Source organism: Nitrospira sp. Vd2 (genome assembly GCF_979581665.1).
In genome coordinates this window covers 143,006-165,987 of record NZ_CEFZSK010000040.1, presented here as the reverse complement: position 1 = coordinate 165,987, position 22,982 = coordinate 143,006, and the positions used below count along the sequence as shown (strand labels likewise).

The 22,982-nt window shown below is 61.6% G+C and carries 24 protein-coding genes and 1 other RNA gene; 16 read left to right on the top strand and 9 right to left on the bottom strand.

Features of this window, described 5'->3' with window-relative positions; genetic code table 11:
* The first annotated feature begins 150 nt into the window (after positions 1–150).
* Positions 151–2,628, top strand: a complete 2,478-nt coding sequence (gene gyrA / locus AC1U7K_RS17485) for a DNA gyrase subunit A (RefSeq protein WP_480253031.1) — start codon at positions 151–153, stop codon at positions 2,626–2,628.
* 129 nt (positions 2,629–2,757) lie between these two features.
* A complete protein-coding gene (locus AC1U7K_RS17480; protein ID WP_480253029.1) occupies positions 2,758–3,363 on the top strand; it encodes a hypothetical protein in 606 nt (201 codons plus the stop codon).
* Here AC1U7K_RS17480 and AC1U7K_RS17475 read toward each other — a convergent pair.
* Complete coding sequence (locus tag AC1U7K_RS17475) at positions 3,296–3,787, bottom strand: DciA family protein (protein WP_480253027.1); 492 nt, start codon at positions 3,785–3,787, stop codon at positions 3,296–3,298. The genes AC1U7K_RS17480 and AC1U7K_RS17475 overlap by 68 nt on opposite strands.
* Before the next feature lie 77 nt (positions 3,788–3,864).
* Here AC1U7K_RS17475 and smpB point away from each other — a divergent pair, with 77 nt between their 5' ends.
* Positions 3,865–4,338: an SsrA-binding protein SmpB gene (gene smpB / locus AC1U7K_RS17470; RefSeq protein WP_480253081.1), complete on the top strand. Its 474-nt coding sequence runs from the start codon at positions 3,865–3,867 to the stop codon at positions 4,336–4,338.
* 74 nt (positions 4,339–4,412) lie between these two features.
* On the opposite strand, the gene AC1U7K_RS17465 is transcribed toward smpB, so the two are convergent.
* Positions 4,413–4,823, bottom strand: coding sequence for a PilZ domain-containing protein (locus AC1U7K_RS17465; RefSeq protein WP_480253025.1), 411 nt, complete (start codon positions 4,821–4,823; stop codon positions 4,413–4,415).
* Between the two features lie 318 nt (positions 4,824–5,141).
* Between AC1U7K_RS17465 and ssrA the strand changes: the two genes are divergently transcribed.
* The 3 genes from ssrA to AC1U7K_RS17450 all read left to right on the top strand — a co-directional run bounded on the left by ssrA (position 5,142) and on the right by AC1U7K_RS17450 (position 8,426).
* Positions 5,142–5,492: a transfer-messenger RNA gene (gene ssrA / locus AC1U7K_RS17460) on the top strand.
* A gap of 432 nt (positions 5,493–5,924) precedes the next feature.
* The gene (locus tag AC1U7K_RS17455) at positions 5,925–7,523 is read left to right on the top strand and encodes a tetratricopeptide repeat protein (protein ID WP_480253024.1); all 1,599 of its coding nucleotides are present in this window, start codon (positions 5,925–5,927) and stop codon (positions 7,521–7,523) included.
* A 42-nt stretch (positions 7,524–7,565) separates the two neighbouring features.
* A complete protein-coding gene (locus AC1U7K_RS17450) occupies positions 7,566–8,426 on the top strand; it encodes a DUF4412 domain-containing protein (RefSeq protein WP_480253023.1) in 861 nt (286 codons plus the stop codon).
* A gap of 14 nt (positions 8,427–8,440) precedes the next feature.
* Here the strand turns inward: AC1U7K_RS17450 and AC1U7K_RS17445 are convergent, their stop codons facing one another.
* A complete protein-coding gene (locus tag AC1U7K_RS17445) occupies positions 8,441–8,887 on the bottom strand; it encodes a DUF3568 family protein (RefSeq protein ID WP_480253022.1) in 447 nt (148 codons plus the stop codon).
* Positions 8,874–9,350 carry a hypothetical protein gene (locus tag AC1U7K_RS17440; RefSeq protein WP_480253020.1) on the bottom strand — a complete coding sequence of 159 codons (477 nt, stop codon included), beginning with the start codon at positions 9,348–9,350 and terminating at the stop codon, positions 8,874–8,876. Before AC1U7K_RS17440 ends, AC1U7K_RS17445 begins: the two co-directional genes overlap by 14 nt.
* Before the next feature lie 160 nt (positions 9,351–9,510).
* On the opposite strand from AC1U7K_RS17440, the gene AC1U7K_RS17435 reads away from it, so the two are divergent.
* From AC1U7K_RS17435 to AC1U7K_RS17410, 6 genes are all read left to right on the top strand, one after another.
* Positions 9,511–11,013 (top strand): ATPase domain-containing protein, encoded by a 1,503-nt coding sequence (locus AC1U7K_RS17435; RefSeq protein WP_480253019.1) that lies wholly within the window; start codon positions 9,511–9,513, stop codon positions 11,011–11,013.
* Positions 11,010–11,642, top strand: a complete 633-nt coding sequence (locus AC1U7K_RS17430; RefSeq protein WP_480253017.1) for a hypothetical protein — start codon at positions 11,010–11,012, stop codon at positions 11,640–11,642. Before AC1U7K_RS17435 ends, AC1U7K_RS17430 begins: the two co-directional genes overlap by 4 nt.
* A gap of 160 nt (positions 11,643–11,802) precedes the next feature.
* Complete coding sequence (locus tag AC1U7K_RS17425) at positions 11,803–12,729, top strand: chromosome partitioning protein ParB (RefSeq protein ID WP_480253015.1); 927 nt, start codon at positions 11,803–11,805, stop codon at positions 12,727–12,729.
* Positions 12,730–12,878: 149 nt separating this feature from the next.
* A complete protein-coding gene (locus tag AC1U7K_RS17420) occupies positions 12,879–13,226 on the top strand; it encodes a 4a-hydroxytetrahydrobiopterin dehydratase (protein ID WP_480253014.1) in 348 nt (115 codons plus the stop codon).
* Positions 13,227–13,310: 84 nt separating this feature from the next.
* Entirely contained in the window at positions 13,311–13,910 is a 600-nt protein-coding gene (locus tag AC1U7K_RS17415; RefSeq protein WP_480253012.1) for a hypothetical protein, read from the top strand.
* Positions 13,907–14,902, top strand: coding sequence for an NAD-dependent epimerase/dehydratase family protein (locus AC1U7K_RS17410; RefSeq protein ID WP_480253010.1), 996 nt, complete (start codon positions 13,907–13,909; stop codon positions 14,900–14,902). Before AC1U7K_RS17415 ends, AC1U7K_RS17410 begins: the two co-directional genes overlap by 4 nt.
* A gap of 16 nt (positions 14,903–14,918) precedes the next feature.
* Here the strand turns inward: AC1U7K_RS17410 and arsS are convergent, their stop codons facing one another.
* The 3 genes from arsS to AC1U7K_RS17395 all read right to left on the bottom strand — a co-directional run bounded on the left by arsS (position 14,919) and on the right by AC1U7K_RS17395 (position 16,927).
* Positions 14,919–15,968, bottom strand: coding sequence for an arsenosugar biosynthesis radical SAM (seleno)protein ArsS (gene arsS / locus AC1U7K_RS17405; protein ID WP_480253008.1), 1,050 nt, complete (start codon positions 15,966–15,968; stop codon positions 14,919–14,921).
* A gap of 281 nt (positions 15,969–16,249) precedes the next feature.
* On the bottom strand, positions 16,250–16,582 hold the full coding sequence (locus AC1U7K_RS17400; RefSeq protein ID WP_480253007.1) for an arsenosugar biosynthesis-associated peroxidase-like protein: 333 nt from the start codon (positions 16,580–16,582) through the stop codon (positions 16,250–16,252).
* A 75-nt stretch (positions 16,583–16,657) separates the two neighbouring features.
* A complete protein-coding gene (locus tag AC1U7K_RS17395; protein ID WP_480253006.1) occupies positions 16,658–16,927 on the bottom strand; it encodes a hypothetical protein in 270 nt (89 codons plus the stop codon).
* A gap of 148 nt (positions 16,928–17,075) precedes the next feature.
* Between AC1U7K_RS17395 and AC1U7K_RS17390 the strand changes: the two genes are divergently transcribed.
* Positions 17,076–17,957: a pirin family protein gene (locus tag AC1U7K_RS17390; protein ID WP_480253004.1), complete on the top strand. Its 882-nt coding sequence runs from the start codon at positions 17,076–17,078 to the stop codon at positions 17,955–17,957.
* Between the two features lie 37 nt (positions 17,958–17,994).
* Here AC1U7K_RS17390 and AC1U7K_RS17385 read toward each other — a convergent pair whose 3' ends face one another.
* Positions 17,995–19,221, bottom strand: a complete 1,227-nt coding sequence (locus AC1U7K_RS17385; RefSeq protein WP_480253002.1) for an NAD(P)/FAD-dependent oxidoreductase — start codon at positions 19,219–19,221, stop codon at positions 17,995–17,997.
* 100 nt (positions 19,222–19,321) lie between these two features.
* Here AC1U7K_RS17385 and AC1U7K_RS17380 point away from each other — a divergent pair, with 100 nt between their 5' ends.
* From AC1U7K_RS17380 to AC1U7K_RS17370, 3 genes are all read left to right on the top strand, one after another.
* Positions 19,322–20,284, top strand: a complete 963-nt coding sequence (locus AC1U7K_RS17380) for an NADPH:quinone reductase (protein ID WP_480253001.1) — start codon at positions 19,322–19,324, stop codon at positions 20,282–20,284.
* Positions 20,285–20,287: 3 nt separating this feature from the next.
* Entirely contained in the window at positions 20,288–21,292 is a 1,005-nt protein-coding gene (locus AC1U7K_RS17375) for an MDR family oxidoreductase (RefSeq protein WP_480252999.1), read from the top strand.
* A 126-nt stretch (positions 21,293–21,418) separates the two neighbouring features.
* A complete protein-coding gene (locus tag AC1U7K_RS17370; protein WP_480252998.1) occupies positions 21,419–22,141 on the top strand; it encodes a Crp/Fnr family transcriptional regulator in 723 nt (240 codons plus the stop codon).
* Here the strand turns inward: AC1U7K_RS17370 and AC1U7K_RS17365 are convergent.
* Positions 22,138–22,950 (bottom strand): inositol monophosphatase family protein, encoded by an 813-nt coding sequence (locus AC1U7K_RS17365; protein ID WP_480252996.1) that lies wholly within the window; start codon positions 22,948–22,950, stop codon positions 22,138–22,140. The two genes, AC1U7K_RS17370 and AC1U7K_RS17365, sit on opposite strands and share 4 nt — an antisense overlap.
* Between the last annotated feature and the right edge of the window lie 32 nt (positions 22,951–22,982).

The following is a 22,982-nucleotide window of genomic DNA, read 5'->3' as shown; positions in this document are numbered from 1 at the left end:
CCGAGCCTGCCAAGACAGGCTCTGTTCCCGTGGGCGCATGTTGAGGATGTTGACGACGCGAGAACGAAGCCCGGGAAGGCGCACGTCTTGGCGTGCGCGGGGTAGGGAGGGTGTGCAATGTCGCCAGTTTCAGCAGCCGTGAGGGTATAGATGCCGCAAGATGAACGCCTGATCCAAATCAACATCGAAGACGAGATGCGCTCCTCCTACCTCGATTACGCGATGAGCGTGATCGTGGGACGGGCGCTCCCTGACGTGCGCGACGGATTGAAGCCGGTGCATCGCCGCATCTTGTTCGGCATGAATGAGATGGGGCTGGCCCACAACCGCTCGTACCGCAAGTCGGCCAAGATCGTCGGCGAGATCATGGGGAATTACCATCCCCACGGCGATTCCGCGATCTATGACACGCTTGTGCGGATGGCGCAGGACTTCAACATGCGCTACCCGCTCGTCGATGGCCAGGGAAACTACGGTTCCGTGGATGGCGATCCCCCGGCCGCCATGCGGTACACCGAGGCGCGGCTCACGAAGCTCGCCGAGGAGATGCTCGCCGACATCGATATGGATACCGTCGATTTCGGACCGAACTACGATGAGTCGCGGATGGAGCCGCTGGTCCTGCCCGCGAAAGTCCCGAATCTTCTGATCAACGGCGCGAATGGCATTGCGGTCGGCTACGCCACGAATATTCCCACGCACAACTTGGCCGAGGTGATCGACGGCCTGATGCTGCTCATCGACAATCCTGAGACGACGATCGAGCAGCTCATGAAGAAGATCCCGGGGCCGGACTTTCCAACCGCGGGGTTCATCTACGGCAAGCAAGGCATCAAGGACGCGTACAAGACGGGGCGGGGCCTGCTGACGTTGCGCGCGAAGGCGGCGATCGAAACTGACGAGCGGACCGACCGGGAGCGGATCATCGTGACGGAGATCCCCTTCCAGGTGAACAAGGCTCGCCTGATCGAGAAGATCGCCGAGCTCATTCAGGACAGGAAGATCGAGGGCATCTCCGACCTGCGCGATGAGTCGGATCGCGAGGGCACCCGTATCGTCATCGAGCTCAAGCGGGGAGAGATCCCGCTGGTCGTCCTGAACAATCTGTACAAGCACACGCAGCTTCAGACGACGTTCGGCGTCATCATGCTGGCGCTCGTCCGGAACCGGCCGGAGGTACTCAACCTCAAGCAGATTTTGGAGGCGTTCGTCGATCACCGCCGCGAGGTGGTGGTCCGCCGCACGGCCTTTGAGCTTCGCAAGGCCGAGGAGCGGGCCCATATCCTCGAAGGTCTCAAGATTGCGATCGAGCATCTCGATGCCGTCATCCAGCTCATCCGCCGCTCACAGTCACCCGACGTGGCGCGGACGGGGTTGATGCGGCAATTCCAACTGAGCGAACTGCAGGCCAACGCGATCCTCGACATGCGGCTCCAACGCCTGACCCAATTGGAGCGCAACAAGCTGATCGAGGAGTACCAGGAGATTCTGAAGCGCATCGAATATCTGCGGTCGGTGCTCGGCAGCGAAGCGCTCGTCCGCAAGATCATCAAAGACGAGCTCACGGCGATCCGCGAAGAGTACAAGGACGAGCGCCGCACGCAGATCGTCCCGGAGGAAGCGGAAATCAACCTCGAGGACCTGATCGCTGAAGAAGAAGTCGTCGTGACGGTGACACATGCCGGCTATATCAAGCGCAATCCCGTGTCGCTCTATCGCGCGCAGCGACGCGGCGGCAAGGGAAAGATCGGCATGGGCGTCAAGGAAGAGGATTTCGTCGAGAGCCTCTTTACCGCGTCCACGCACGACTATCTCCTGTTCTTCACGAGTGCCGGAAAGGTCTATTGGCTGAAGGTGCACGAGATTCCCGAAGCCGGTCGTGCGGCGAAGGGCAAGGCGATGGTGAACCTGCTCGCGTTGTCCGGTGATGAGAAGGTGACGGCCTGCGTGCCGGTGGAGGAGTTCCGCGACGACCGGTTCGTCGTGATGGCGACGCGTCAGGGCATCATCAAGAAGACCGAGCTGTCGGCCTACAGTAACCCGCGCGCCGGGGGGATCATTGCCATCTCGCTCGATGACGGAGACAAGCTGATCGGCGTACAGATCACGGATGGGACACGCGAAATCCTCCTCGGCACCCGACAGGGAATCGTGATCCGGTTCAAGGAGGACGAAGTCCGCCCGATGGGCCGCACGGCTCACGGCGTCCGCGGGATTACGCTGGAGGAAGGCAACGTCGTGATCGGGATGGAGACGATCACGCCCGATTCGACGACGGCCATCCTGACCGTGACGGAAGGGGGCTACGGCAAGCGCACGCCGGTCACCGAGTACCGCGTGCAGGGCCGCGGCGGCAAGGGCATCATCAGTGTGAAGACGACGGAGCGCAACGGGCCGGCGATCGGGTTCGTGCAGGTGCGCGGGGAAGACGAAATCATGATCATGTCGGCCAAAGGCAAGATCCTGCGTTGCAAGGTCGACGACATCCGTGAGGTGGGGCGCAACACGCAAGGCGTCCGGCTCTTGGAGATGGAAGAACCGGACGACCGGGTCGTCGGCGTGGCGCGCCTGGCCGATACGGGCGACCGCGACGAGGCGGGCAACGGGGCTGCCGAGGACGAAGCGTAGTACCAGCCGCGAGAGTTCGATTCGTTGAGCCGGCCTTGTCTCTGAGGCCGGCCCTCCCGTACAGTCACTATTCAATATGAGCATTGCGGGCCGGGCGCCGAGGAAAGGGCCGGGCCCGCGGCGTGTCGTATGGCGCACCAGAAGAAGAAACTCGACACGGTCGTCAAGATGGCGCTGGGCGTGTTTTTCGGCGCCTTTGCCTTGATCTGGGGAGGCATGTTCTTGACGCGACCCGATCGCTCGATCCCCCCGTACAGCATCGGGGCTCAAGAGGGGACTGCGGTCGCGGTCCACGTGCCGGTTTACACGAGCGACACCGAGTTGGAGGCCCTCATCACCCGCTTTCAAAAGATTGCCCGCGAGAAGGACTTCGGCAAAATGAAAATCCGCCCGACGACGCCCGACGACCCGCGAGGCCGCTACGAACGGGTGACCATTTATATTTTCACCCACGATGCGTGGGCGGAGGCGGAGATGCTACACCGGTATGTCGCCGAGGGCGGGTCTGATGCACCGGATGACCGGGCACTGCGTGAAGCGTTTGAGAAAGCGGTACGAGGATACTACCGGCTGGATGAGTCAGGGGAGGAAGGCCGCATCGGCCCGATCGACCAGGTCATGGCGGGAAGGGAGAGCCCGGCGACAGCGGCGTATTCCCGGCTACTGTTCAAGGGACCGATCGTCGATGCGAAGATGAACCACGCGGAGCGAGCGCCCGCGCCATCACGTCCGTAAACTGCCGTCGCAATTCTTCATCCCCAATGCCTTCCACATGATCGGCCGCCTCAGCCAGAAGCTCAGGTGAAGGAGGCGATGCGGGCCGCTCTTTGAGCTCCTCAGCCTGAGCCTCGACGTGCGGCTCCCCTACCTCACCGACGCGCAACGCGATATCGGTGATGAGCTCCTGGCCGCTCGCGGCATTCACCTTCGTGATCAGTTCCGGCTTCAAGAACGACAGTTGTTGTAGCCAGATCGAATTGCGGGCGATGAGATAGAGTTTCTTGAATCGGATGCTCTCGGGTCGCGTATGCGCGGCAATTTGTTCGCCGACAATTTGCGGCCACGCGCGCACCAGCCGCTGCTCGGCCAGCTTCGCGCTCAGCCCTAAGCGGTTCGCTACGCCGTCGAGTGCCGCCGCCAAAGATATAAAGGACGACATGGGCCGATCTTAGGCGTGGGCGCGCAACCCGTCAAGGTTACATAGTGACGGCCGGGCTCCCGTGTTATCATGGCCGCATGGCGAAAGATGCGAGCGAAAAAGTCGTGGCGACCAACCGCAAAGCCTTTCACGACTACCACGTTGAGGACAAGTTCGAGGCGGGGATCGTGCTCAAGGGGACTGAGGTGAAGTCGTTACGCGAGGGGAAGGTCAATCTGCGGGACAGCTACGCGAGCGTGGACCACGGCGAGGTCATGCTCCATCATTGCCACATCAGCCCGTACAGTCACGGCAATATCATGAATCACGATCCGGACCGATCGCGAAAGCTGCTGCTCCATCGGAAGGAGATCAACAAGCTCTTGGGCCGGACGCAGCAGCAAGGGCTCACGCTCGTTCCCCTGAGGATTTATTTCACTGAAAAGGGCAAGGCAAAGGTGGAGCTGGCGCTCGCCAAGGGCAAGAAGCAGTACGATCGCCGGGAAGCGATCAAGACGAGAGAAGCCGGTCGGGAAGTAGAGCGGGCGATCAAAGGGCAAGCGCGACGGTAAGAGGGTGCGGCCACGCATGCACGAAATTCGAGGCAAGCCGAATCGACCGAATCGAGCGCTACCTTGTGACCGCCTCACTGATTGTTGCTCACCCACTGAAGTAACCCTCGGAGACGTTCTCGCTCGCCCGACTCAACCGACACAAATTGGAGACCAAAGTCGGTTCCGTCTGCCCAACGGACAGCGGCTCGTTCAACGGCAATCGGTACTTCACTGCCGGGTACATGCAGCTGAAGCGCGACACGTTCTCCGCGCCTCACGGTGAGCCGGCCGTTGATGCGGCAGCCGCCGAGAGAAAGATTGTGCGTGAATGCCTTCACAGACTTTCTGCCATCGACCTCAACGGGCAACAGGAGAGTATGCCGACTAAATAGGCGGCGTTGTGTGCCGCTCGTCGGTTTGACCAGGAGCCACAGCATGAGAAGAGACACAATGATGATGCCTGACGTCGTCATCTGGGCGACGAGGTATGGCACGGAATTCATAAAGCCTCCTCAGGGCGGATTCAATGTTCCAACTCGGTCTCTTACGGCCGCGGAATTCCCAATGGCCACGCAATCGCTGAGCCACTTCGGCAACGCCGTGAAAGCATTCGGCCGAGATAGTCGGGTGCGACCGGGCAAGGTGTACAGAAGTGTCTGGGAGGGGCGGAATTTTGCGGTCGCTGACCGAGGAGGTCGTTGTGCCGATCAAAAGAGCGGCTATCAACGAAACGATAGCCTTGACCGCCGCTAGGGTGACGTTATCTAATAATACCGACCGTGATATTGAACAGCGTTCGCTCCATACAGCACTCAACGAAAGGGGGCGACCGGTTTCGACGGGGATCAAGAGGTCAACGGTGCATGCCGAGCTCTCGGGGACTCGTAAAACCTCCGGGAAACAAGCAACTGCCAACCAAGAACTGGCACTCGCGGCTTAAGTGACCGCGACGTCTCTCCGCCTGAGGCCTGCGGGGGTGGAAGGGGCGCGATGCAGCAGGCTGGTCCAAGGCCGGTGCTCAGCGGCTGAGGACGAGAATGCACTGGGCTAGCGGTCGTTCTAAGCCTGCCGATGGGCGTGGGCGATCGCGAAACCAAAACGATCGGCTAAGCATGTAGGTCCGTTGCGCCGAAGGTCTTCGGACAGGGGTTCAACTCCCCTCGCCTCCACCATACCAAACTTTGCTTGAATCGTTTGCCACCGTACTTGGTGTTATTTCAATGCCGGGCAAACGGATAGTTTTTCTCTCCGCTTTCCATACTGCACTTCGAGCCGCCGCGTTCGATCAAAACGCGGCGGAGATTCAATACCGCAAGTAATTTCCCCTTCGCGTGAGCCGTTTGCCACCTTGCTCTATTGCTTTCGGATGGTGGCAACGGATAGCTTCTTTCCGATCTTTATCTGCCTCTGCTCGCTCTTGCAGTCAACCGAGCACCTTGACAGCCCGCATTCCGTCGGCCTAGCCTAGCTCTGATTCCTCGGATCGATTCCTCCTAATTCAGGCCTCCATGAACCGCGCCGAGCGACGCCGACAGGACAGACTTCAAAGACCTCCGGGCCCGCGTTCCACTTCGGCGCTCATGCCGCTCCTCCAGGAGGCCGTCATGCTGCATCGAGCGGGGCAATACGGTGAGGCCGAAGGACGATATGAAAAAATCCTTGAGGCGGATCCGGATCATGCCGAAGCCCTCCATCTGCTCGGACTCATCGCCTATCAAACCGGTCGGCTCGGGCGCGCGGCCGATCTTTTGCGGCAGGCGACGGCGGTAAATCGGGCTGCGCCGACCTATTGGTTCAACTATGGAGTCGTGCTGCAGAAGCAGGGGAAGCCACGGGAGGCAGTCACCGCCTATGAGCAGGCGCTTAGCCTCAACGCCCGCTATCCGGAGGCGCTCAGCAATCTCGGGAACGCCTATCGCGAGGACGGCCGGCTCGGTGAGGCGATTCAGGCCTATCGGCGGGCCTTGGCGGTGCGCCCCGATTATGCCGAAGCGCAGAACAATCTGGGTGTCGCCCTCAAGGAGCAAGGTCTGCTCGGTGAGGCGCAGATGGCGTATGAGCAGGCACTGCGCCTTGCGCCGGGGTACCTGGAAGCCCACTGCAATCTCGGGGCGCTGTTCATGGACCAAGGCCGGCTCGAGGAAGCCAAGGCTTGTTTTGAACGGGCGTTACAGGTGCGATCCGACTACGTCAATGCCGTGTACCACCTCGCCTTCGTCTCTCTCTGGCAGGGCCAGCGGGATACGGCACTCGCGTACTTCCGCCGTGCCGCCGACCTGAAGCACAACCGAGGACAGGCGGTGACCGAGTCGACCGTCTCACGATCACGGATTCGCCATGATGCGGAGCAGATCCGCTATTTGTTGGAGCGCCATGCGGTCGGCGACTCGGCTGGGCCGTATCTCGACGCGCTGGTCCGCCTCACCAATGAGGCCGACAACCGACGGGATGCGCTGACGAGAATCGCCGTGGATCGAGAGGAGATGGCAGCCATCGCGCCCTCGTACAATCGCATCCTCCATTATGCCGATGCGGGCGAGATCCCAACGGGTGCAATCAACCCGGCGCTCGACGTGGCGGGGATCGAAGCGCGGTATCACGCGAAGCGGCCTGAAGTCACATACATCGACGCGCTCTTGACCACGGAGGCGCTCGCCTCTCTCCGCCGCTTCTGTCTGGAATCCACGATCTGGAAGCGGGATTACGAGAACGGCTATCTCGGCGCATTTATCGGCGATGGCTTCTCGTGCCCGTTGCTGTTACAGATTGCCGAGGAGCTGCGGACGACGTTTCCCGGAATCTTTCGGGAGCATCGCCTCACGCAAGCCTGGGCCTTCAAGTACGACAGCCGTCGCACGGGACTGAACCTTCATGCCGACGCGGCGGCGGTGAACGTGAATTTCTGGCTGACGCCGGATGAGGGGAATCTCGACCCCTCGTCAGGCGGGTTGATCGTGTGGGACAAAGAAGCGCCGCGGGAGTGGAACTTCAAGGACTACAACAGCACCAAGAACGAGCCCGCCGTGCGAGAGTTCTTGAGAGCCAGCGGTGCCAAGGCGATCAATGTGCCGTATCGCGCCAACCGAGCCATCCTCTTCAACTCGGATCTCTTTCACGAGACCGACCGGTTTCAATTCCAGGACGAATACGAGTATCGCCGCCTGAATGTCACGCTGTTGTATGGACGCCGAGGGCAGGGTTGATGGTCGGAGCGCTGCGTGTCGGCGGCCGAAAGGAGACAGATCATGGTGACGCTGTATCGTGCGATGGGAGTGATAACAGTCGCGATCGGATCGACCGGAGCCGCGTATGGTGCGGGCTTCGAGGGCGTCGTGCATGTCAAGAATACCCACGAGGCGTATTCCAACGAGATGGACTGGTACGCCAAAGGTGAGCAAGGGCGGATGGAAACCCAAACGCCCGACGGCCGGAAGGTGTATTGGATTGTGGACGGCAAGAACCGCCGGTGGATCTATCCCATTCCCGAGCAGAAGATGTACCACGAGATGTCGTTCGACGACGTCGGCGATGTGAGGGGCAGGGATGTCGAGGAGGAATCGAAGTACGAGTTTACGAGAACGGGGAAGAAGGAGACGGTCGCCGGCTATCCCTGTGAGATCGTTCTGACGAAAAACAAGGACACCGGCAAGACCAAAGCGGAGAGTTGCGTGGCGACGGGCATGGGTCACTTCTTCATGGGAAACCCGAATACGGCCAAGTCCGGGCAGCGTCGGGAGCACAGATGGATGAAAGAGCTGCGCGAGCACTTCAAGGAAGGGGCCTTCCCGCTGCGAACGGTCGTGTACAACGACGACGGGAAGGAAGAGATGCGGATGGAGGTGACGAAGATCGAGAAGAAGGCGCTCGACGATAGTCTGTTTGCGATCCCGGCCGGCTACAAGAAATTCGACATGAGCACGTTTATGCAGGGCAAGCAGATGCCGGCGTCTGCGGCCCCGAAGCCCGGCCAGACGCAAACGCCGAGGGGTGCGGACGGGTCTTCCGCCGGGACAGGTGCGACGAAACCCGAAGGCGAGGATGCGAATATCGATGCGCTGATGAAGGGCCTCGGCGATATGCTGAAGCAAGGGACCGGCAAGAAGTAAGGTCGGTCCGTCAATTAGGTTCGCGGTGACAGAAGGCGACGTTTGATCGCATCGAGAATCTGCCGCGACCGAGATTCGTCCCCCACGAGTCCGACGCGGATGGTGAGCTTCGAGCGTGCTGAGCCCCGCGAGTCGACGTCGATCCAAATGTGCCGCCCATCGGCGAGTTCCGATTCGACGTGAGCGGTGAGCTTATCGGCCCTGTCTTCCGAAGGCGTTAAATCGAGATCTTTGAGACCATTCAGAACCGCCTCGTGCACCGCCGGCACGGGGTGATCGAGTTCCTCCTGTAGCTTGCCCAGCACATACACGGCGCCCGCCGTCCCTCCGGCTGCACCGATGACGACGGCTGCGCAGCCGGTTGACAGGACTGCGGCGACACACAGGGCGGCGTGAACGGCAATAGCGACCCGCCTCGATAATCCGACATGGCCGCACGCAGACACCTTACCGCCGCTCATAGTCTTTTCGATAGCGATCCGCGTATTTCTTCATCTCGTCGGTGAGCGCCTGCCATTCCTCCCGCGTCAACTGCTCCTTCAGCTTGAAGCGCAAACCGAGGATCTTGGCTCCTGAGCGCATCGAGGTATTGTTCGATTCGTCGAGGATCTTCATGAACTCTTCAGGCGTCGCGTCATAATTGCCGTTCAGTTCGTAGAGCTTGCGATGGAATTCGCGATGCTGCGTATAGGACTGCTTCGCCTCGTCGATAATGTCGTGGACCAGACCCTTGGCCCGAGCCGCCCGGTCCGGGTCCTTCACCGTCTTGTCGATCAACCCACCAACCTCCTTCATGCCCCGATCGGTAGCGGCGTCCATGTCGTCATGGTGTCCGTACGTCATCCCTTCTCCATGGTGCCGAGCACAGCCGGCTGTCAGTACTACTGCAATGCCGAGCGCCGCTATCGCCGCCAATCCTCTCATAGACGCCTCCTGGTTGTGCGCATTGTAGACGGGTCCTACCGGAATGTCATGGTGGCGTCCGCGCAAGTCTTACGTATTGGAGGAGAGCCACCTATAGTCGCTCCTCTGTCGACAGTGATAGGGTCGTGCGCTTTTGCAGGCAGATGGACAGAGGTGGGTTATGGAATCCAAAGATCTGGTGCGATGTCGAACTGGAATTCGAGGACTGGACGATATTTTGGGCGGCGGCCTCCCGCGGCATCGTCTTTACCTGATCGAGGGAGATCCCGGCGTCGGCAAGACGACCCTCGCGCTTCAATTTCTCTTAGAGGGGGTGGTCCAGAAAGAAAAGGGTCTCTACATCACGCTCTCGGAGACAAAGGAAGAGCTGTGCGATATGGCGACGTCGCATGGATGGTCGTTGGACGGCATCACGATCGTCGAGTTGTCGGCCGTCGAGAAACAACTCGAAGCAGAGGCTCAGAACACGCTGTTCCATCCCTCCGAGGTCGAACTCCATGAGACGACCCAGATTTTGCTGAACGAAGTCGAGCGGGTCAAGCCGGCGCGGGTCGTCTTCGACTCGCTCGCCGAGATGCGCCTCCTGACACAGAGTCCACTCCGGTATCGGCGCCAAATGCTCGCATTGAAGCAATTTTTCGCCGGCCGCAAGTGCACCGTGCTCCTGCTGGACGATCACAGCTCGGAAGCCGCGGGCCTTCAAGTCAAGACCATCGCCCACGGCGTGATCTCGTTGGTGCAAGCGGCGCCGATCTACGGCACCGACCGTCGGCAGATCCGGCTCTTGAAACTGCGAGGAGCCTCATACCGCGGCGGTTATCACGACTTCTGCATTGAAACCGGCGGCCTTCGCGTATTCCCACGCTTGGTGGCCGCCGAACATCGCCGGACGTATACGGCCGGCGTACTGTCGAGCGGCATCCCCGCGCTCGATGAGCTGCTGGGGGGAGGCATCGACCAAGGCAGTAGCACGCTGATCATGGGACCGGCCGGAGCCGGGAAGACATCGCTTGCCATGCACTACGCGGTGAAGGCCTGCGAGGACGGCGCGCGCGTCGCCGCCTACATCTTCGATGAAAATCGCGAGCTCTTGTTGAGGCGCCGCGGACCCATGGGCGAGCGGATCGCCGAGCAAGCCCGAGCCGGATGGTTGTACGTCCAGCAGGTCGACCCGGCGGAGCTGTCACCCGGCGCGCTGACCTTTCAAATTCGGCAGCAAGTGGAGCAACAGAACGCCGGCGTGATCATCATCGACAGCTTGAACGGCTTTCTCAAATCGATGTCGGAGGAGAACTCGCTGATTCTGCAATTGCACGAACTGTTGACGTACCTCGGTCAACAAGGCGTGATCACCATTCTGGTGATGGCGCAGCACGGGTTGGTCGGACAGATGCAGGCGCCCGCCGATCTCACGTATCTGACGGACACGGTGGTCTTGTTGAGATTTTTTGAAGCCGGGGGGGAGGTGCGGCAAGCGGTGTCCGTGGTGAAGAAACGGACCGGGCCTCATGAACGGACGATCCGCGAATTCAAAGTCGAACCCGATGGCATTCGCGTGGGTCAGCCTTTGGCCACGTTCCATGGCGTGCTGACCGGCGTGCCGACGTACACGGGCAGAGTCGAGGCCATGCTGTCCGAACGTTCGACGGCGAGCACTCCATGAAGCGGGACAGTCGAGAAGACCGGATCCTGCTGTTGACGGCCACGGGGAAAGATGCGCAACTGGCCGTCGAGCTGTTGGCCCGCGCAGGGCTGGTCGGTTATCCGTGCCGAGACCTCCCCGATATGCTGCATGAGATGACCGCGGGAGCCGCGGCGCTGCTGTTGGCGCAAGAGGCGATCGAATTGGCCGATGTGGCGACCCTCCGAGCGGCGATGCTGTCGCAGCCGCCGTGGTCGGACCTGCCGATCGTGTTGGTGGCCGCCCCCGGCGATGCGTACGAAAGAAGTCACGGGATCGTGGAACGGTTGCGCCCCACGTGCAACCTGACACTCCTGGAACGGCCCCTTCAAAAGCTCACGCTGCTGACTGCCATGCAGGTCGCGCTTCGCAGCCGCCGCCGTCAATACGAGGTGCGTGATCTCCTCAAGAAGCTCGAAGCCTCTCGGCTCGAGTTGCATGACAAGATCGTCGATCTTCAGAAGTTTGAAGAAGTGGTGGTGGGCCGGGAGCTGCGCATGATCGCGCTGGAGAAGGAGGTCGCGGATTTGAAACGCGAACTGGAACGGGCCGGCTCTGACCATCGTGGCGCGGCCGGTGGCCGTGGGGAGACGCTGGTCACCCCATCGTAACGGCTCCAGACCCTGCCTCCGGATATTCCCCTCCCTGCGGCACATGGCCTTTTCTTTTCAGCGCCGGTTGCCTACCATACCCCCGGTGGTTGGCAAGACTCCGAAGAAGCCTCGTGCAACGACCGGCACGCGACGTCGCCGCAAGGTCCCCGGCGCCGCCGTGGCCTTAGCTGCGGCCGATCTACAAGCAGCCGCCCCACCGGGCGACGTCGCGGAGGTGCATCGCCACGTCGAGGCGGATGGCGGAAAGGTGCTGGCCGTGTACCGCGACCCGTACGGCGGGCGGTGGATGATGCTCGCCGCCCTACCGCTTGATCTCGTCGCCGCAACGCCCTACCAGCGCAATCTCTCCGATACGCATGTTCGGCGCCTAGAGACGGTCATCAGCAAGATCGGCCGCTTTCTCGATCCCATTATTGCGATCCGCGCACCGACACCCGAATCCGAGCCGGTGAAGTACTGGACGCCGAACGGCCATCATCGGCTCTCCGCCATGAAGACGCTTGGCGCGAAGAGCATCACCGCGATCCTCGTGCCGGAGGCCACCGTGGCGTACCAGATTCTGGCACTGAACACAGAGAAAGCGCACAACCTCCGAGAGAAGGCGCTCGAGGTGATCCGCATGTACCGAGAGTTTGCGCGCCTCGGCGATCAAAGCGAAGAGTCGTGCGCGCTCGAATTCGAAGAGCCGGCCTTGATCACCTTGGGCCTGTGCTATGAAGCCCGCCCACGGTTCAGCGGGGGCGCCTACCATCCGGTGCTCAAACGCGTAGATGGTTTTATGTCGTGCTCCTGCCGTGAGGCGTTGGAGACACGGGAGCGCCGCGCGCAGGCGCTGCTCGCGCTGGACGACCTCGTCATCGAAAAGGTCGAGGCGCTGAAGGCGCGCGGGCTGACGAGTCCCTACCTCAAGAGCTTCGTTGTCGCCCGGATCAATCCCATTCGGTTCAGGCCGAAAGACGCCGCGCCGCTGTCTTATGACGAGGCGCTCGACCGGATGAAAAAGGCAGTCGAGAAGTTCAATCCGGAAAAAGTAAGGACCGAGGACCTGGCAAAGAGCGGCGGGGCGCCTGAGGAGGGAGACTGACACCGTTCTGCTCTCAGCGCGCGATGATTCTGACCCGATCCGCCGAACATGCCCCAAGACTACCGCGGGAATCGCACGTGCGGCGGCTGTTGCGCATGATCTGGGCACGTTGCTAGACTTGGCTCCTTCTCGCACATAAGGAGGCCGTTATGAGTCTGGCGGACAATGCGTGCATTCCGTGCCGGGGCGGTGTGCCGCCGCTGGAGCCGGCGCGGGCTCAGGAGCTTCTCGCGCAGCTCGAGCGTGGCTGGGGCTTGAACAAGGACGGCCACCTCGAACGGCTGTACACCTTCAAGAACTTCGCCGAGGCATTGGCGTTCGTCAATAAAGTGGGCGCCATTGCGGAGGCGGAGGGTCACCATCCGGACTTCTATCTTGCTTGGGGCAAATGCAAGGTCGAGATCTGGACCCATAAGATTAACGGGCTGACCGAAAGCGACTTTTACTTGGCGGCAAAGGCTGATCGGGCGTTTGACTCGATGCGATCGGCGGCATAATGCCGCGTACTAAGGAGACGGGCGTGCGGCCGAACCGCAGCGCCCGTCCCGGCATCACACCATGAAGAGTTAACGGAGGAGACCATGGGAGAGATCGGACGCGTGTTCTTGATGGTCGTGTTGTGTCTGACTGTCGGCCTACCGGCGATGGCTGCCGAGAATGGCATGAAGAAGAAAACCAAAGACGTCAAGGCCATGTCGCAGGAGGAGCAGATCAAGCTCGCACAAAGCGGCGCCCCGGCCAGGATCTCGAACGATGCCACGATCATGGTGTTTGGAAACGACGGGCAGCTGACCGAAGCGAAGAAAGGCAACAACGGCTTCACCTGTATCCCAACGGTCAATTTTCGCGAGGAGCCGGATCCCATGTGCTTTGATGCCGCCGTCGGCCAATGGGTGGACGGGCTGATGAACAAGAAGGAGAAGCCGGAGAACACCGTCCCGGGCATTTCGTACATGGCGCGGGGTGGGTACCACTGGGAGAAGGACGGGAAAATTTTAATGGAAGAGCAGCCGGGGGCCAAACTCGTGAAGGAGCCGCCGCATTGGATGATCATGTGGCCGTTCAGTTCGGCCGATACGAAGCTGCCGACACACCCGAACGCGTCAGGTACCTACATCATGTTTGATGGCAATCCTTACGCGCACGTGATGATTTACCAGGACCCGAATAAGATGAAATGACGGCGCCGTCGCTCGTCATCGGGGCCACCGGTCTTCTGGGATCGAATCTGGTTCGCGCCCTGCTCGACCAGGGCGAGTCGGTGCGCGTGCTCATTCGCCCGACCAGTCCCGCCCACACGCTGAACGGTCTGCCGCTTGATCGTGTGTACGGCGATCTCTACGATCCGGCTTCGCTACATGAGGCGTGTCGGGGTGTTGGGACGGTCTATCAGGCCGCGAGTTACTATCCGACGGAGACGACTCCCGCGAAGACGGCGACCGCGCTTGCGTTGGAGCAGACGAACAATCTGCTCAACGCCGTGCAGCAGACCTCCGTCTCCCGCCTTGTCTTCACGAGCACCTTGACGACGATCGGGAACCCAAGTGAACCCGGCCGTCTGGCCAATGAGAACTGCCCGTTCGTGCCCCGGTTTCCAGACAATCCGTATTTGGTGGCGAAGGCGGCGATGGAAGCACGGGTGCTTGAGGCTGCGCACAGTGGAGTGCCGGCCGTGGTGATCAATCCCACGGCGTGCTATGGGCCGTACGACAGCAAGCCCACCAGCGGGACTCAGGTGCTGATGATCGCGAAGCGACTGGCTCCTGCCTATGTCCAAGCGCCGGTGAACGCGATCGACGTGCGCGATGTAGCGGTCGGCATGATCCGCGCAGCCCAGCGTGGCCGCGTCGGCGAGCGCTACATTCTCGGAAATTGGAACACGACCCAGAAAGAGTTAGGGGACTTGATCGCGGACGTCGCGGGCGTTCCGCCGCCGGGCATTCCGGTGCCCTTTACCGTGGCTCGCTATGGCGCAAAATTCGGTGAGTGGGCGTTTCGCACGTTGCTGCGGAAACCCGCCCCGATTCCCGGTTTCTTTGTCGAAGTGCTCGTGTCCATGCAGCAGTATGATTGCTCAAAGGCGATCCGTGAGTTGGAGTACCCGCGCCATTCGGTCGAACGAGCGATTCGTGATGCGCTGACCTGGTTTCGTGGGAACGGGTATCTGAAATAGCCGACGAGAGAAAAGGTTACTCAGTGACGGCTCCGCCACAGGAAGAGCCCGCGCCGGCTGTGCAGCCATAGCAATGATTGCGGGTCACGATCCGCCGCGTCGCCAGCGCCTCGAATGCTTCCGGTGTGAACTCACTGATGTGCCGGATCACGTCCTCGCCGACCGGTAAGCCGAGCATCTGATTGAAGTCACAATCGTACAAGGCCCCGTCCCAGCCCACCGATAAGGTATAGCGGCACATCACGCCCGCTGCCGCCGCCGGATTGAACGCCGTCGCGAGCCGCTGCATGTACCCGTCGTAATTGCCGCTTTCGAGCAAAAAATCCAGAAAGCGGCTGATCGGCATGTTGGTGATCGTATAGAGATGATTGAAGACGACGCCGTGGTGGCGCAGGAGTTCCCGGCGAAATTGGGCTTCGATCGCGTCTTGCTTGGGCGGCAGGAATGCGCCCACCGGATTGTAGACGAGATTGAGCGTCAGTCCGCTGCCCTCATGGCCATAGCCGAGGCGATTGAGCAGCCGAAGCGCCTGAATGGATTTATCGAAGACCCCGCCTCCCCGCTGGCTGTCCGTTTGTGCCCGCCGAAAATACGGAAGCGAGGCGATGACCTCGACGTGATGCCCGGCGAGGAATTCGCCTAGGCCCGCTTGCGAGGGTAGGAGCAGCACGCTGAGATTGCACCGATCCATCACATGGCGGCCGAGCGCCTTGGCCTCCTCGATCAACCACCGAAAATTCGGGTTCAATTCGGGCGCCCCGCCGGTGATGTCGAGCGTCGGAATCGGTGTGCGGCGCAGTACCTCGATGCACTGCTGCGCGGTCTCGCGCGTCATCTGTTCCTGCCGGTCAGGCCCCGCGTCCACATGGCAATGACGGCACGTTTGATTGCACAGTTTACCGACGTTGAGTTGAAGCACCGTGATGCCGGTGGCCCGCAGCGGGTCCAAGTTGATCGACCGCAACCGTTCGTCGAACGGCGAGCAGGCGCGCGTCTCGGCCAGCACGGCGAGCTGCCGGTCGGTCGAACTGAGGGGACTGTGGCGAGCCAGCAACGTCAGCGGCATGAGGATGCTGAAAAATGGCTTATTCTCACCCGCCACCCCAGGCGCGCCAAGACGCGCCCCTTCCCGAGCTTCGTTCTCGGACTGAAAAAATCCTCAACGTACCCCAGGCGGGTAGGAGCTGTCTTGGCAGACTCGGGGTCGCTGGGTGAGAACCAATACGCCTGCGGTTTTTTCTTCCTTGCGGCCTCGCAAGGGAAGCGGCGCGTCTTGGCGCGCTGGGATGGGCGGGTGCGATGATGCCCTTTTTGAGCATCCTCTGGGACTTCATAGGCAAGCAGCATTTACATCGAGAGTTTTTCGGACACATTCCGCATCTGCACGCCATGGACGAGCGAGGCGCCACCTCGAATTGCGCAAGCGACATGGACGGCTTCGGTCATTTCCTCGACGTTGGAACCTTTCTCTAGGCACGCCTGCGTGTAAGCGTCGATACAGTACGGACACTGAACCGCATGCGCGACACCGAGTGCAATGAGCGCCTTTTCCCGCTCGGTCAACGCGCCCTCGGCGAACACGGCGGTGTAATAGCTCAAAAACTTGTCCCAGAGTTCTTTGTTGCCCTTCCCGATGTCTGCAAATTTATGCAAGTCGGGAGGATGATAGTAGGTGTCCATCGCCGTCCCACGTTAAGGTTAAGATAAAAAATTGAGCGGAATGAACTGACGACGCCCCGCCTTGCCGCCCCTGCCCTAGGCCGTTCCCGGCTTATCGGGCTCGGCTTGCGATAAGACGTGCGCGAAGCGTTTGCCGACAATGCTCGTCACTTGAGTCATCAAGTCTTTGACTTCCGCGAGCTCCTCGGGTTTCAAGTCCTGCTTGAGTTGCGGATGCAGCGCCCACTGCGCGCTGACTTGCCTGCCTTCCCGCGACACGGAGACGTGAAGGAGCTCTACTTCGCGGACCGTCTTTGCATCCGATTGAGCTGGTTCTGTCTTCTGTGGTGGTATCCCTGTCGCCATCGTGATCCTCTCAAGCCTCCGCATCATACCGTATCGAAGAATCGACTGTCATGCGCCTTGCCAACGTCACCCATGGACATGGGCGGCACACCTCCAGTATGGTCTAGGGGACCATGAATAGGTGGCACGCGCACCGGAAAGGACGACCATGACGGCCACAACGACAGCACGCAAACGAGTGCAGGGCGTGTATCGGCCTGGATCGAGCCATATGGTGGGAGACGGCTTTCCCGTCCGCAACCTGTTTCCCTCGAATGACCTGGGACGGTCCATCAGTCCATTTCTTCTGCTGGATTATGCGGGCCCGCGCGACTTCCCGCCGACCGAGCAGCCCCGCGGCGTCGGCGAACATCCCCATCGCGGGTTCGAAACCGTGACGCTCATGTACCAGGGCGCCGTCGAGCATCGGGACTCGGCAGGCAACGCCGGGACGATCTTTCCCGGTGACGTGCAATGGATGACGGCGGCATCCGGCGTCGTCCATGAAGAAATGCACGAGCGGGAGTTCGCCCGGCGCGGTGGGACGTTCGAGGCGATCCAGTTGTGGGTGAATCTGCCGAAGGTGCTGAAGATGTCCCCGCCGCGGTACCAAACGCTGCTGAACGCCGACATCCCGGCGATCGAGTTGCCGGGTGGCGCCGGCACGGTGAGGGTGATCGCGGGCGAGTACCAGGGGGTCAGAGGGCCGGCTCAGACGTTCACGCCGGTCACGCTGTATGACCTGCGTCTTGCCGCCGGTGCTCACGTAGAGCTTGCGCTGCCCGCCGGCCGGACCTCGGCGCTGTTCGTGTTGACGGGTGAGATCGCCGCCAACGGCGCCGTCGGCAAGGAGGCGGAATTGATCGTGTTCGAAGAAGACGGCGAGGTGATTGTTGTCGATGTCCCACGAGCGGCAAAAGTCCTCGTGCTCCACGGGGAGCGAATCGAGGAGCCGGTTGCGAGCTACGGCCCGTTCGTGATGAATACCAAAGCGGAGCTGGTCCAAGCGATGGCGGACTACCAGGCCGGAAAGATGGGCCATTTGGCGTAGAGCCGACGGCGGCGCGACGAGGCGCCGCCGGGTTCGGCTACAACACGCTCTTGATCGGTATCGACGGATCTTCGAGCTGTGCCTCTTTACCGCTCAGATCCTTTTTCTGTTTGATCAATCGTTGAAGCGGCGGGAACTCGCGACTGCTCCCGTTGACGGCGAAGTAAGCGGTCAGCCGATGGTCCTTCAAGTACAGTAGAAAGAAGGACCGATCCTCCAGCCTCCCGCGCCGCAATACCTGATCGTGCTCGGTTTCATCGCCGGCAAACTCCAAGTGGAGATCGAAGATATCCGACCAGACATACGTGACGAGATCGTACGCCTTTCGCTGCCCCACCATATTCTCGGCGGCTAGCTGGCCGGTGTACTCGGCGTGCCCCCAGTGCTCGACCCGGCGGCGCTTGCCGAAGATCGGGTCGAGGTAGTTCGCGACGTCACCAGCGGCGTAGATGTCGGGATGAGAGGATTGCAAATACTCATCCACCACGATGCCGTTGTCGATGTTCAGGCCGGCCCCGCGTGCCAGCTCCACGCTGGGAAGGATCCCAATCCCAATACACACAAAGTCACACGGCACTGTGCCATCCGTCTGGAGAGTCACGTGCGTGATGCGGTCGCGGCCTTGGAAAGCCGTCACGTGTTCCCGCGTGCGAAACGTCACGCCTTTTGCCGTGCAATACTCTTGAATCATGCCGGCGAGCCCGGCCTCTGCGAACCGGGGCCAAATCCGCGGCTGCGTTTCGACCACGGTGACCTGCACGCCGCGTTGCGTGAGTGAGGCCGCGACTTCCACGCCGATGAAGCCCGCGCCGATCAAGACGGCCCGCGTGCCGGGTCGTGCCTCGGCGGACAGCGCGATCGCATCGTCCAGCGTTCGGAGATAGTGCACGCCGGGCAAGTGATGTCCCGGAATCCCAAGGGGAACGGGTCGGCCGCCGGTTGCGATCAACGCCTTGTCGAAGCGCAGCGCGCGTCCATTGGACAGCGTGACCGTGTGCGCGGTGGGATCGAGGTTGGTGACGGAGCAGCCGAGATGCACGTCGATGCGTTTGCCCGTCAGCGCATCAACCGGGTCGAAGAACAGCGCGTTTCTGGCTTTCTCGCCACGCAAAAACTCCTTGCTCAGCGGCGGACGGTCGTATGGCGGATACGGCTCGCTGCCAATGAGCGTGATGCTCGCCTGCCCGTCCAGCTCGCGTAATCGTTTCGCGGCTTGACTGGCGGCGAGCCCACCCCCGATGATGACGTAACGCGTCTGCTCCATGGGCCTCCTCCAGGTGATCACAGTACTATAAGCGCCGCGAGGGCCGAAACGCGACGGCAAAGTCGGACATTGAAGACTGGTGACGGCGAGAGGGAAGGTGATGAAGGCGATACGCGTCCATGAATTTGGCGCTCCTTCCGTCATGCGGCTGGAAGAGATTCCTGATCTTCCTGTCGGAGCCGATCAGGTCTTGCTGCGCATCCATGCCGTCGGCGTGAATCCGGTCGACACGTACATCAGAGCGGGGCTGTATGCCAATCGGCCGGCACTGCCCTACACGCCGGGCACCGATGCGGCCGGCAGCGTGGTGGCCGTGGGGCCGGGTATGACGGGCATGAAGCCGGGTGATCGCGTCTATACCGCCGGGACGCTGACCGGTGCATATGCCGACCACACGCTGTGTCGCGCGACGCAGGTCTATCCGCTCCCGCCGGCTGTCTCATATGAACAAGGGGCGGCTATAGCCATCCCGTACGCTACGGCGTACCGCGCGCTGTTTCACTACGCGCACGCGCGCCCGGGCGATGTGGTGCTTGTCCACGGCGCGAGCGGCGGCGTGGGCCTCGCCGCGCTGCAGATCGCCCGAGCGGCCGGGATGACGGTCATCGGCACGGCGGGATCCGAGCGCGGGCGTGAGCTGGTGCGCGAGCAAGGCGCGCACCACGTGATCGATCACCGCGGACCGAGGTATCACGATCGGATTCTCGAAATCACCGGTGGTCGCGGCGTTAACGTCGTGCTCGAAATGTTGGCCAACGTGAATTTGGCGCAGGACCTCGGGTTGCTCGTGACCAAGGGCTGCGTGGTCGTCATCGGGAGCCGGGGCTCGGTGTCGATCGATCCGCGCGAGGCGATGGTCCGCGATGCCCGGATCCTCGGGATGTTGTTGTTCAACGCGAGCGACGAGGAGATGCGGCGCACGCATGCGGGCTTGTACGCCGGATTGGAGAGCGGCGTGCTCCGCCCGGTCGTCGGTCGGACGCTCCCCCTGGCTCAGGCCGCTGAGGCGCATGAGCTGCTCATGCAGCCGGGCGCATACGGCAAGATCGTGCTCGTGCCCTAGTCCATGATGGGGAAAGACACATCGATCAAGGCCCTTGTCGTCGAATCCACAGGCAAGGGCGTAGAGGCAGCCATTCGGGATGTCACGACCGCAGACCTCCCCAAAGGTGAGGTGCTCGTGTCCGTCCGCTACTCCAGCCTGAACTACAAGGACGGCCTCGCGGTCACCGGAGGCGGGAAGGTGATCCGGCGCTATCCGATGGTGCCGGGGATCGATCTCGCGGGTGTCGTCGTTGAATCTCGGTCGGAGTCTTTCAAGCCCGGTGATGAAGTGATTGCGACGGGATGGGGACTCGGCGAAGAACATTGGGGGGGCTACGCCCAAGCCGCGCGTCTGCCTGGAGACTGGCTCTTGCCGCTGCCGGCCGGTCTCACGTTGAAGGATGTGATGGCGATTGGGACGGCGGGATTGACCGCCATGCTCAGCGTGATGGCGCTTGAAGCGCGGAGCATGCGCAAGACCGAGCGTCCCGTCCTCGTCACCGGCGCGGGCGGCGGCGTCGGGAGTCTCGCGATCGCGTGCCTTGCGGCGCGCGGGTATCGGGTGGCGGCGTCGACCGGCCGCCGCGAGCTGCACGAGTATCTCAAGGGATTGGGTGCCCAGGAGATTCTGGATCGCGCGGAGTTGTCCTCCTCCAGCAACAAGGGGTTGGAACACGAACGATGGAGTGGCGCCATCGACACGGTGGGCGGCGAGACGCTCGCCACGATTCTCCGAACGTTGGAACGCAGGGCCGGTGTGGCCGTGTGCGGCCTTGCGGGCGGCAGCGCGCTGCACACCACCGTCTTCCCATTCCTGCTCCGCGGCGTGGCGATGATCGGCATTGCCTCAAGTAGCACACCCCGAGAAGACCGACTCGCCGCCTGGCGCCGTCTCGCGGCCGAACTTCCTCGCGAGGTCCTCCGCACAATCACTCAAGTCGCCCCGCTGAGCGACGTGCCTCGATTGAGCCGCTCGATTTTGCACGGTCAGATTCGCGGACGCGTCGTCATCGATCTGAACGCGTGACGCCCTGTTCGGCCGCCTGCCGTAATTGCGTAATTGCGCTACGACGGTCAACGCGCCGCACGGCGCGGTTGTAATGGACCGAACAGACATTTTCCAACCCTTTAGCCTAAAGTGGCCTACTTTTTTATGGCACGGCACGACATCCCTCCGGTGGAACTCCGCAATCGCCTGCTCGCGGCCTTGGCCGTCCGGGGCGGAAAAGACTTCTTCCAGTACCTCGAAATCGTCTCGCTCGCCGACAACGCGGTGCTCTACGAACAAGGAGACCGAATTAAGTACGTCTACTTTCCTGCCTCGGCCGTCATCTCGATGATCAGCGTGATGGAAGACGGGGCGAGCGTGGAGATCGCCTCGATCGGTAATGAAGGCGTCGTCGGCATCCCGGTATTTTTGGGAGTCGATACGGCCGTTGCGAAAGGCGTGGTGCAGGCGGCCGGCCAGGCGTTGCGCATCGATTCCGAAGTCTTCAAAGCGGAGGCGGGCGAAGTCGGGCCGCTCCATACGCTGCTCACCCAGTACACTCACGCGCTGTTGACCCAAATCTCCCGCTCCGGTGCCTGCAACAGCCTGCATTCTGCCGAAAAGCGGTTTGCACGGTGGCTGCTCACCATGCAGGATCGGTCGCGGAGCAGTGAGTTTCTGTTCACGCAGGAGTTTCTCTCCGAAATGCTGGGCGTGCGCCGGCCGAGCGTGAGCTTCGTCACGCGGAAATTGCAGAATGCCGGCTTGATCGTCTACGGGCGCAAGAAGATCAAGATCATCGATCGCGCGGGACTCCAGGCCGTCTCCTGCGAGTGCTACAAGATTCTGAAGGAAGAGTACGATCGCGTCTTCGCCGACGTGGGTTAGTCCTCCTCGCGCTTGGTCAAAACCTCGACCATCGCCGCATGAATCGCGCCGTTGCTCGCGAGTAATTCCGTTCCATAGATCGAAAAAGGCCCGGCGTGAAAGTCCGTGACCCGGCCGCCTGCTTCCGTGACGATCAGCGTCCCCGCCGCCATGTCCCACGGATGTAGCTTCATCTCCCAAAAGCCGTCGAAGCGGCCCGCCGCGACGTAACAGAGATCCAACGCCGCCGCCCCCGTGCGCCGGACGCCCTGCGCGCGAAGCGCGAAGCGGGAGAAATAATCGAGATTGTTGTGCGTGCTGCGGCGGACGTCGTATGCGAACCCCGTGACCACGAGCGCGCCATTCAGCGCCTCGGTGGTGGAAACGTGGATTCGGTGCCCATTGAGGGTGGCGCCGCGCCCGTGCTCCCCCACGAAGAGTTCGTCGCGCGTGGGATCGTACACCACACCCAGAATCATCTCCCCTTGGTATTCCACCGCGATCGAGACGCAGTAGACGGGAAAGCGGTGGGCAAAGTTCGTCGTGCCGTCGAGCGGGTCGATGACCCATTGATAAGGCGACTCTCCCTTGTTCTCGCGCCCGCGTTCCTCGGCCAAGATGCGATGGGACGGATAGACGGCTCGGATGGCTTCGACGATCGCCTGTTCGGCCGCCCGATCGGCATCGGTGACCAGATTGACGACGTCCTTGTGGCTGACGCGAAACCCGGTCCGCGCGTAGTCTTGCACGATGGTCCCCGCCGCCGTGGCGGCAGAGATTGCCGTCGCCTTCAGGCGGTCGCGGTCACTATTGGGCAGGAGTGAGGCCATGGTCGCGCATGATAGCACAGCGCCGCCGGACA

Coding starts and splice junctions, on each gene's coding strand:
- gyrA (WP_480253031.1), top strand. CDS start 151: ATGCCGCAAGATGAACGCCTGATCCAAATCAACATCGAAGACGAGATG.
- AC1U7K_RS17480 (WP_480253029.1), top strand. CDS start 2,758: ATGGCGCACCAGAAGAAGAAACTCGACACGGTCGTCAAGATGGCGCTG.
- AC1U7K_RS17475 (WP_480253027.1), bottom strand. CDS start 3,787: ATGTCGTCCTTTATATCTTTGGCGGCGGCACTCGACGGCGTAGCGAAC.
- smpB (WP_480253081.1), top strand. CDS start 3,865: ATGGCGAAAGATGCGAGCGAAAAAGTCGTGGCGACCAACCGCAAAGCC.
- AC1U7K_RS17465 (WP_480253025.1), bottom strand. CDS start 4,823: ATGAATTCCGTGCCATACCTCGTCGCCCAGATGACGACGTCAGGCATC.
- AC1U7K_RS17455 (WP_480253024.1), top strand. CDS start 5,925: ATGCTGCATCGAGCGGGGCAATACGGTGAGGCCGAAGGACGATATGAA.
- AC1U7K_RS17450 (WP_480253023.1), top strand. CDS start 7,566: ATGGTGACGCTGTATCGTGCGATGGGAGTGATAACAGTCGCGATCGGA.
- AC1U7K_RS17445 (WP_480253022.1), bottom strand. CDS start 8,887: ATGAGCGGCGGTAAGGTGTCTGCGTGCGGCCATGTCGGATTATCGAGG.
- AC1U7K_RS17440 (WP_480253020.1), bottom strand. CDS start 9,350: ATGAGAGGATTGGCGGCGATAGCGGCGCTCGGCATTGCAGTAGTACTG.
- AC1U7K_RS17435 (WP_480253019.1), top strand. CDS start 9,511: ATGGAATCCAAAGATCTGGTGCGATGTCGAACTGGAATTCGAGGACTG.
- AC1U7K_RS17430 (WP_480253017.1), top strand. CDS start 11,010: ATGAAGCGGGACAGTCGAGAAGACCGGATCCTGCTGTTGACGGCCACG.
- AC1U7K_RS17420 (WP_480253014.1), top strand. CDS start 12,879: ATGAGTCTGGCGGACAATGCGTGCATTCCGTGCCGGGGCGGTGTGCCG.
- AC1U7K_RS17415 (WP_480253012.1), top strand. CDS start 13,311: ATGGGAGAGATCGGACGCGTGTTCTTGATGGTCGTGTTGTGTCTGACT.
- AC1U7K_RS17410 (WP_480253010.1), top strand. CDS start 13,907: ATGACGGCGCCGTCGCTCGTCATCGGGGCCACCGGTCTTCTGGGATCG.
- arsS (WP_480253008.1), bottom strand. CDS start 15,968: ATGCCGCTGACGTTGCTGGCTCGCCACAGTCCCCTCAGTTCGACCGAC.
- AC1U7K_RS17400 (WP_480253007.1), bottom strand. CDS start 16,582: ATGGACACCTACTATCATCCTCCCGACTTGCATAAATTTGCAGACATC.
- AC1U7K_RS17395 (WP_480253006.1), bottom strand. CDS start 16,927: ATGGCGACAGGGATACCACCACAGAAGACAGAACCAGCTCAATCGGAT.
- AC1U7K_RS17390 (WP_480253004.1), top strand. CDS start 17,076: ATGACGGCCACAACGACAGCACGCAAACGAGTGCAGGGCGTGTATCGG.
- AC1U7K_RS17385 (WP_480253002.1), bottom strand. CDS start 19,221: ATGGAGCAGACGCGTTACGTCATCATCGGGGGTGGGCTCGCCGCCAGT.
- AC1U7K_RS17380 (WP_480253001.1), top strand. CDS start 19,322: ATGAAGGCGATACGCGTCCATGAATTTGGCGCTCCTTCCGTCATGCGG.
- AC1U7K_RS17375 (WP_480252999.1), top strand. CDS start 20,288: ATGATGGGGAAAGACACATCGATCAAGGCCCTTGTCGTCGAATCCACA.
- AC1U7K_RS17370 (WP_480252998.1), top strand. CDS start 21,419: ATGGCACGGCACGACATCCCTCCGGTGGAACTCCGCAATCGCCTGCTC.
- AC1U7K_RS17365 (WP_480252996.1), bottom strand. CDS start 22,950: ATGGCCTCACTCCTGCCCAATAGTGACCGCGACCGCCTGAAGGCGACG.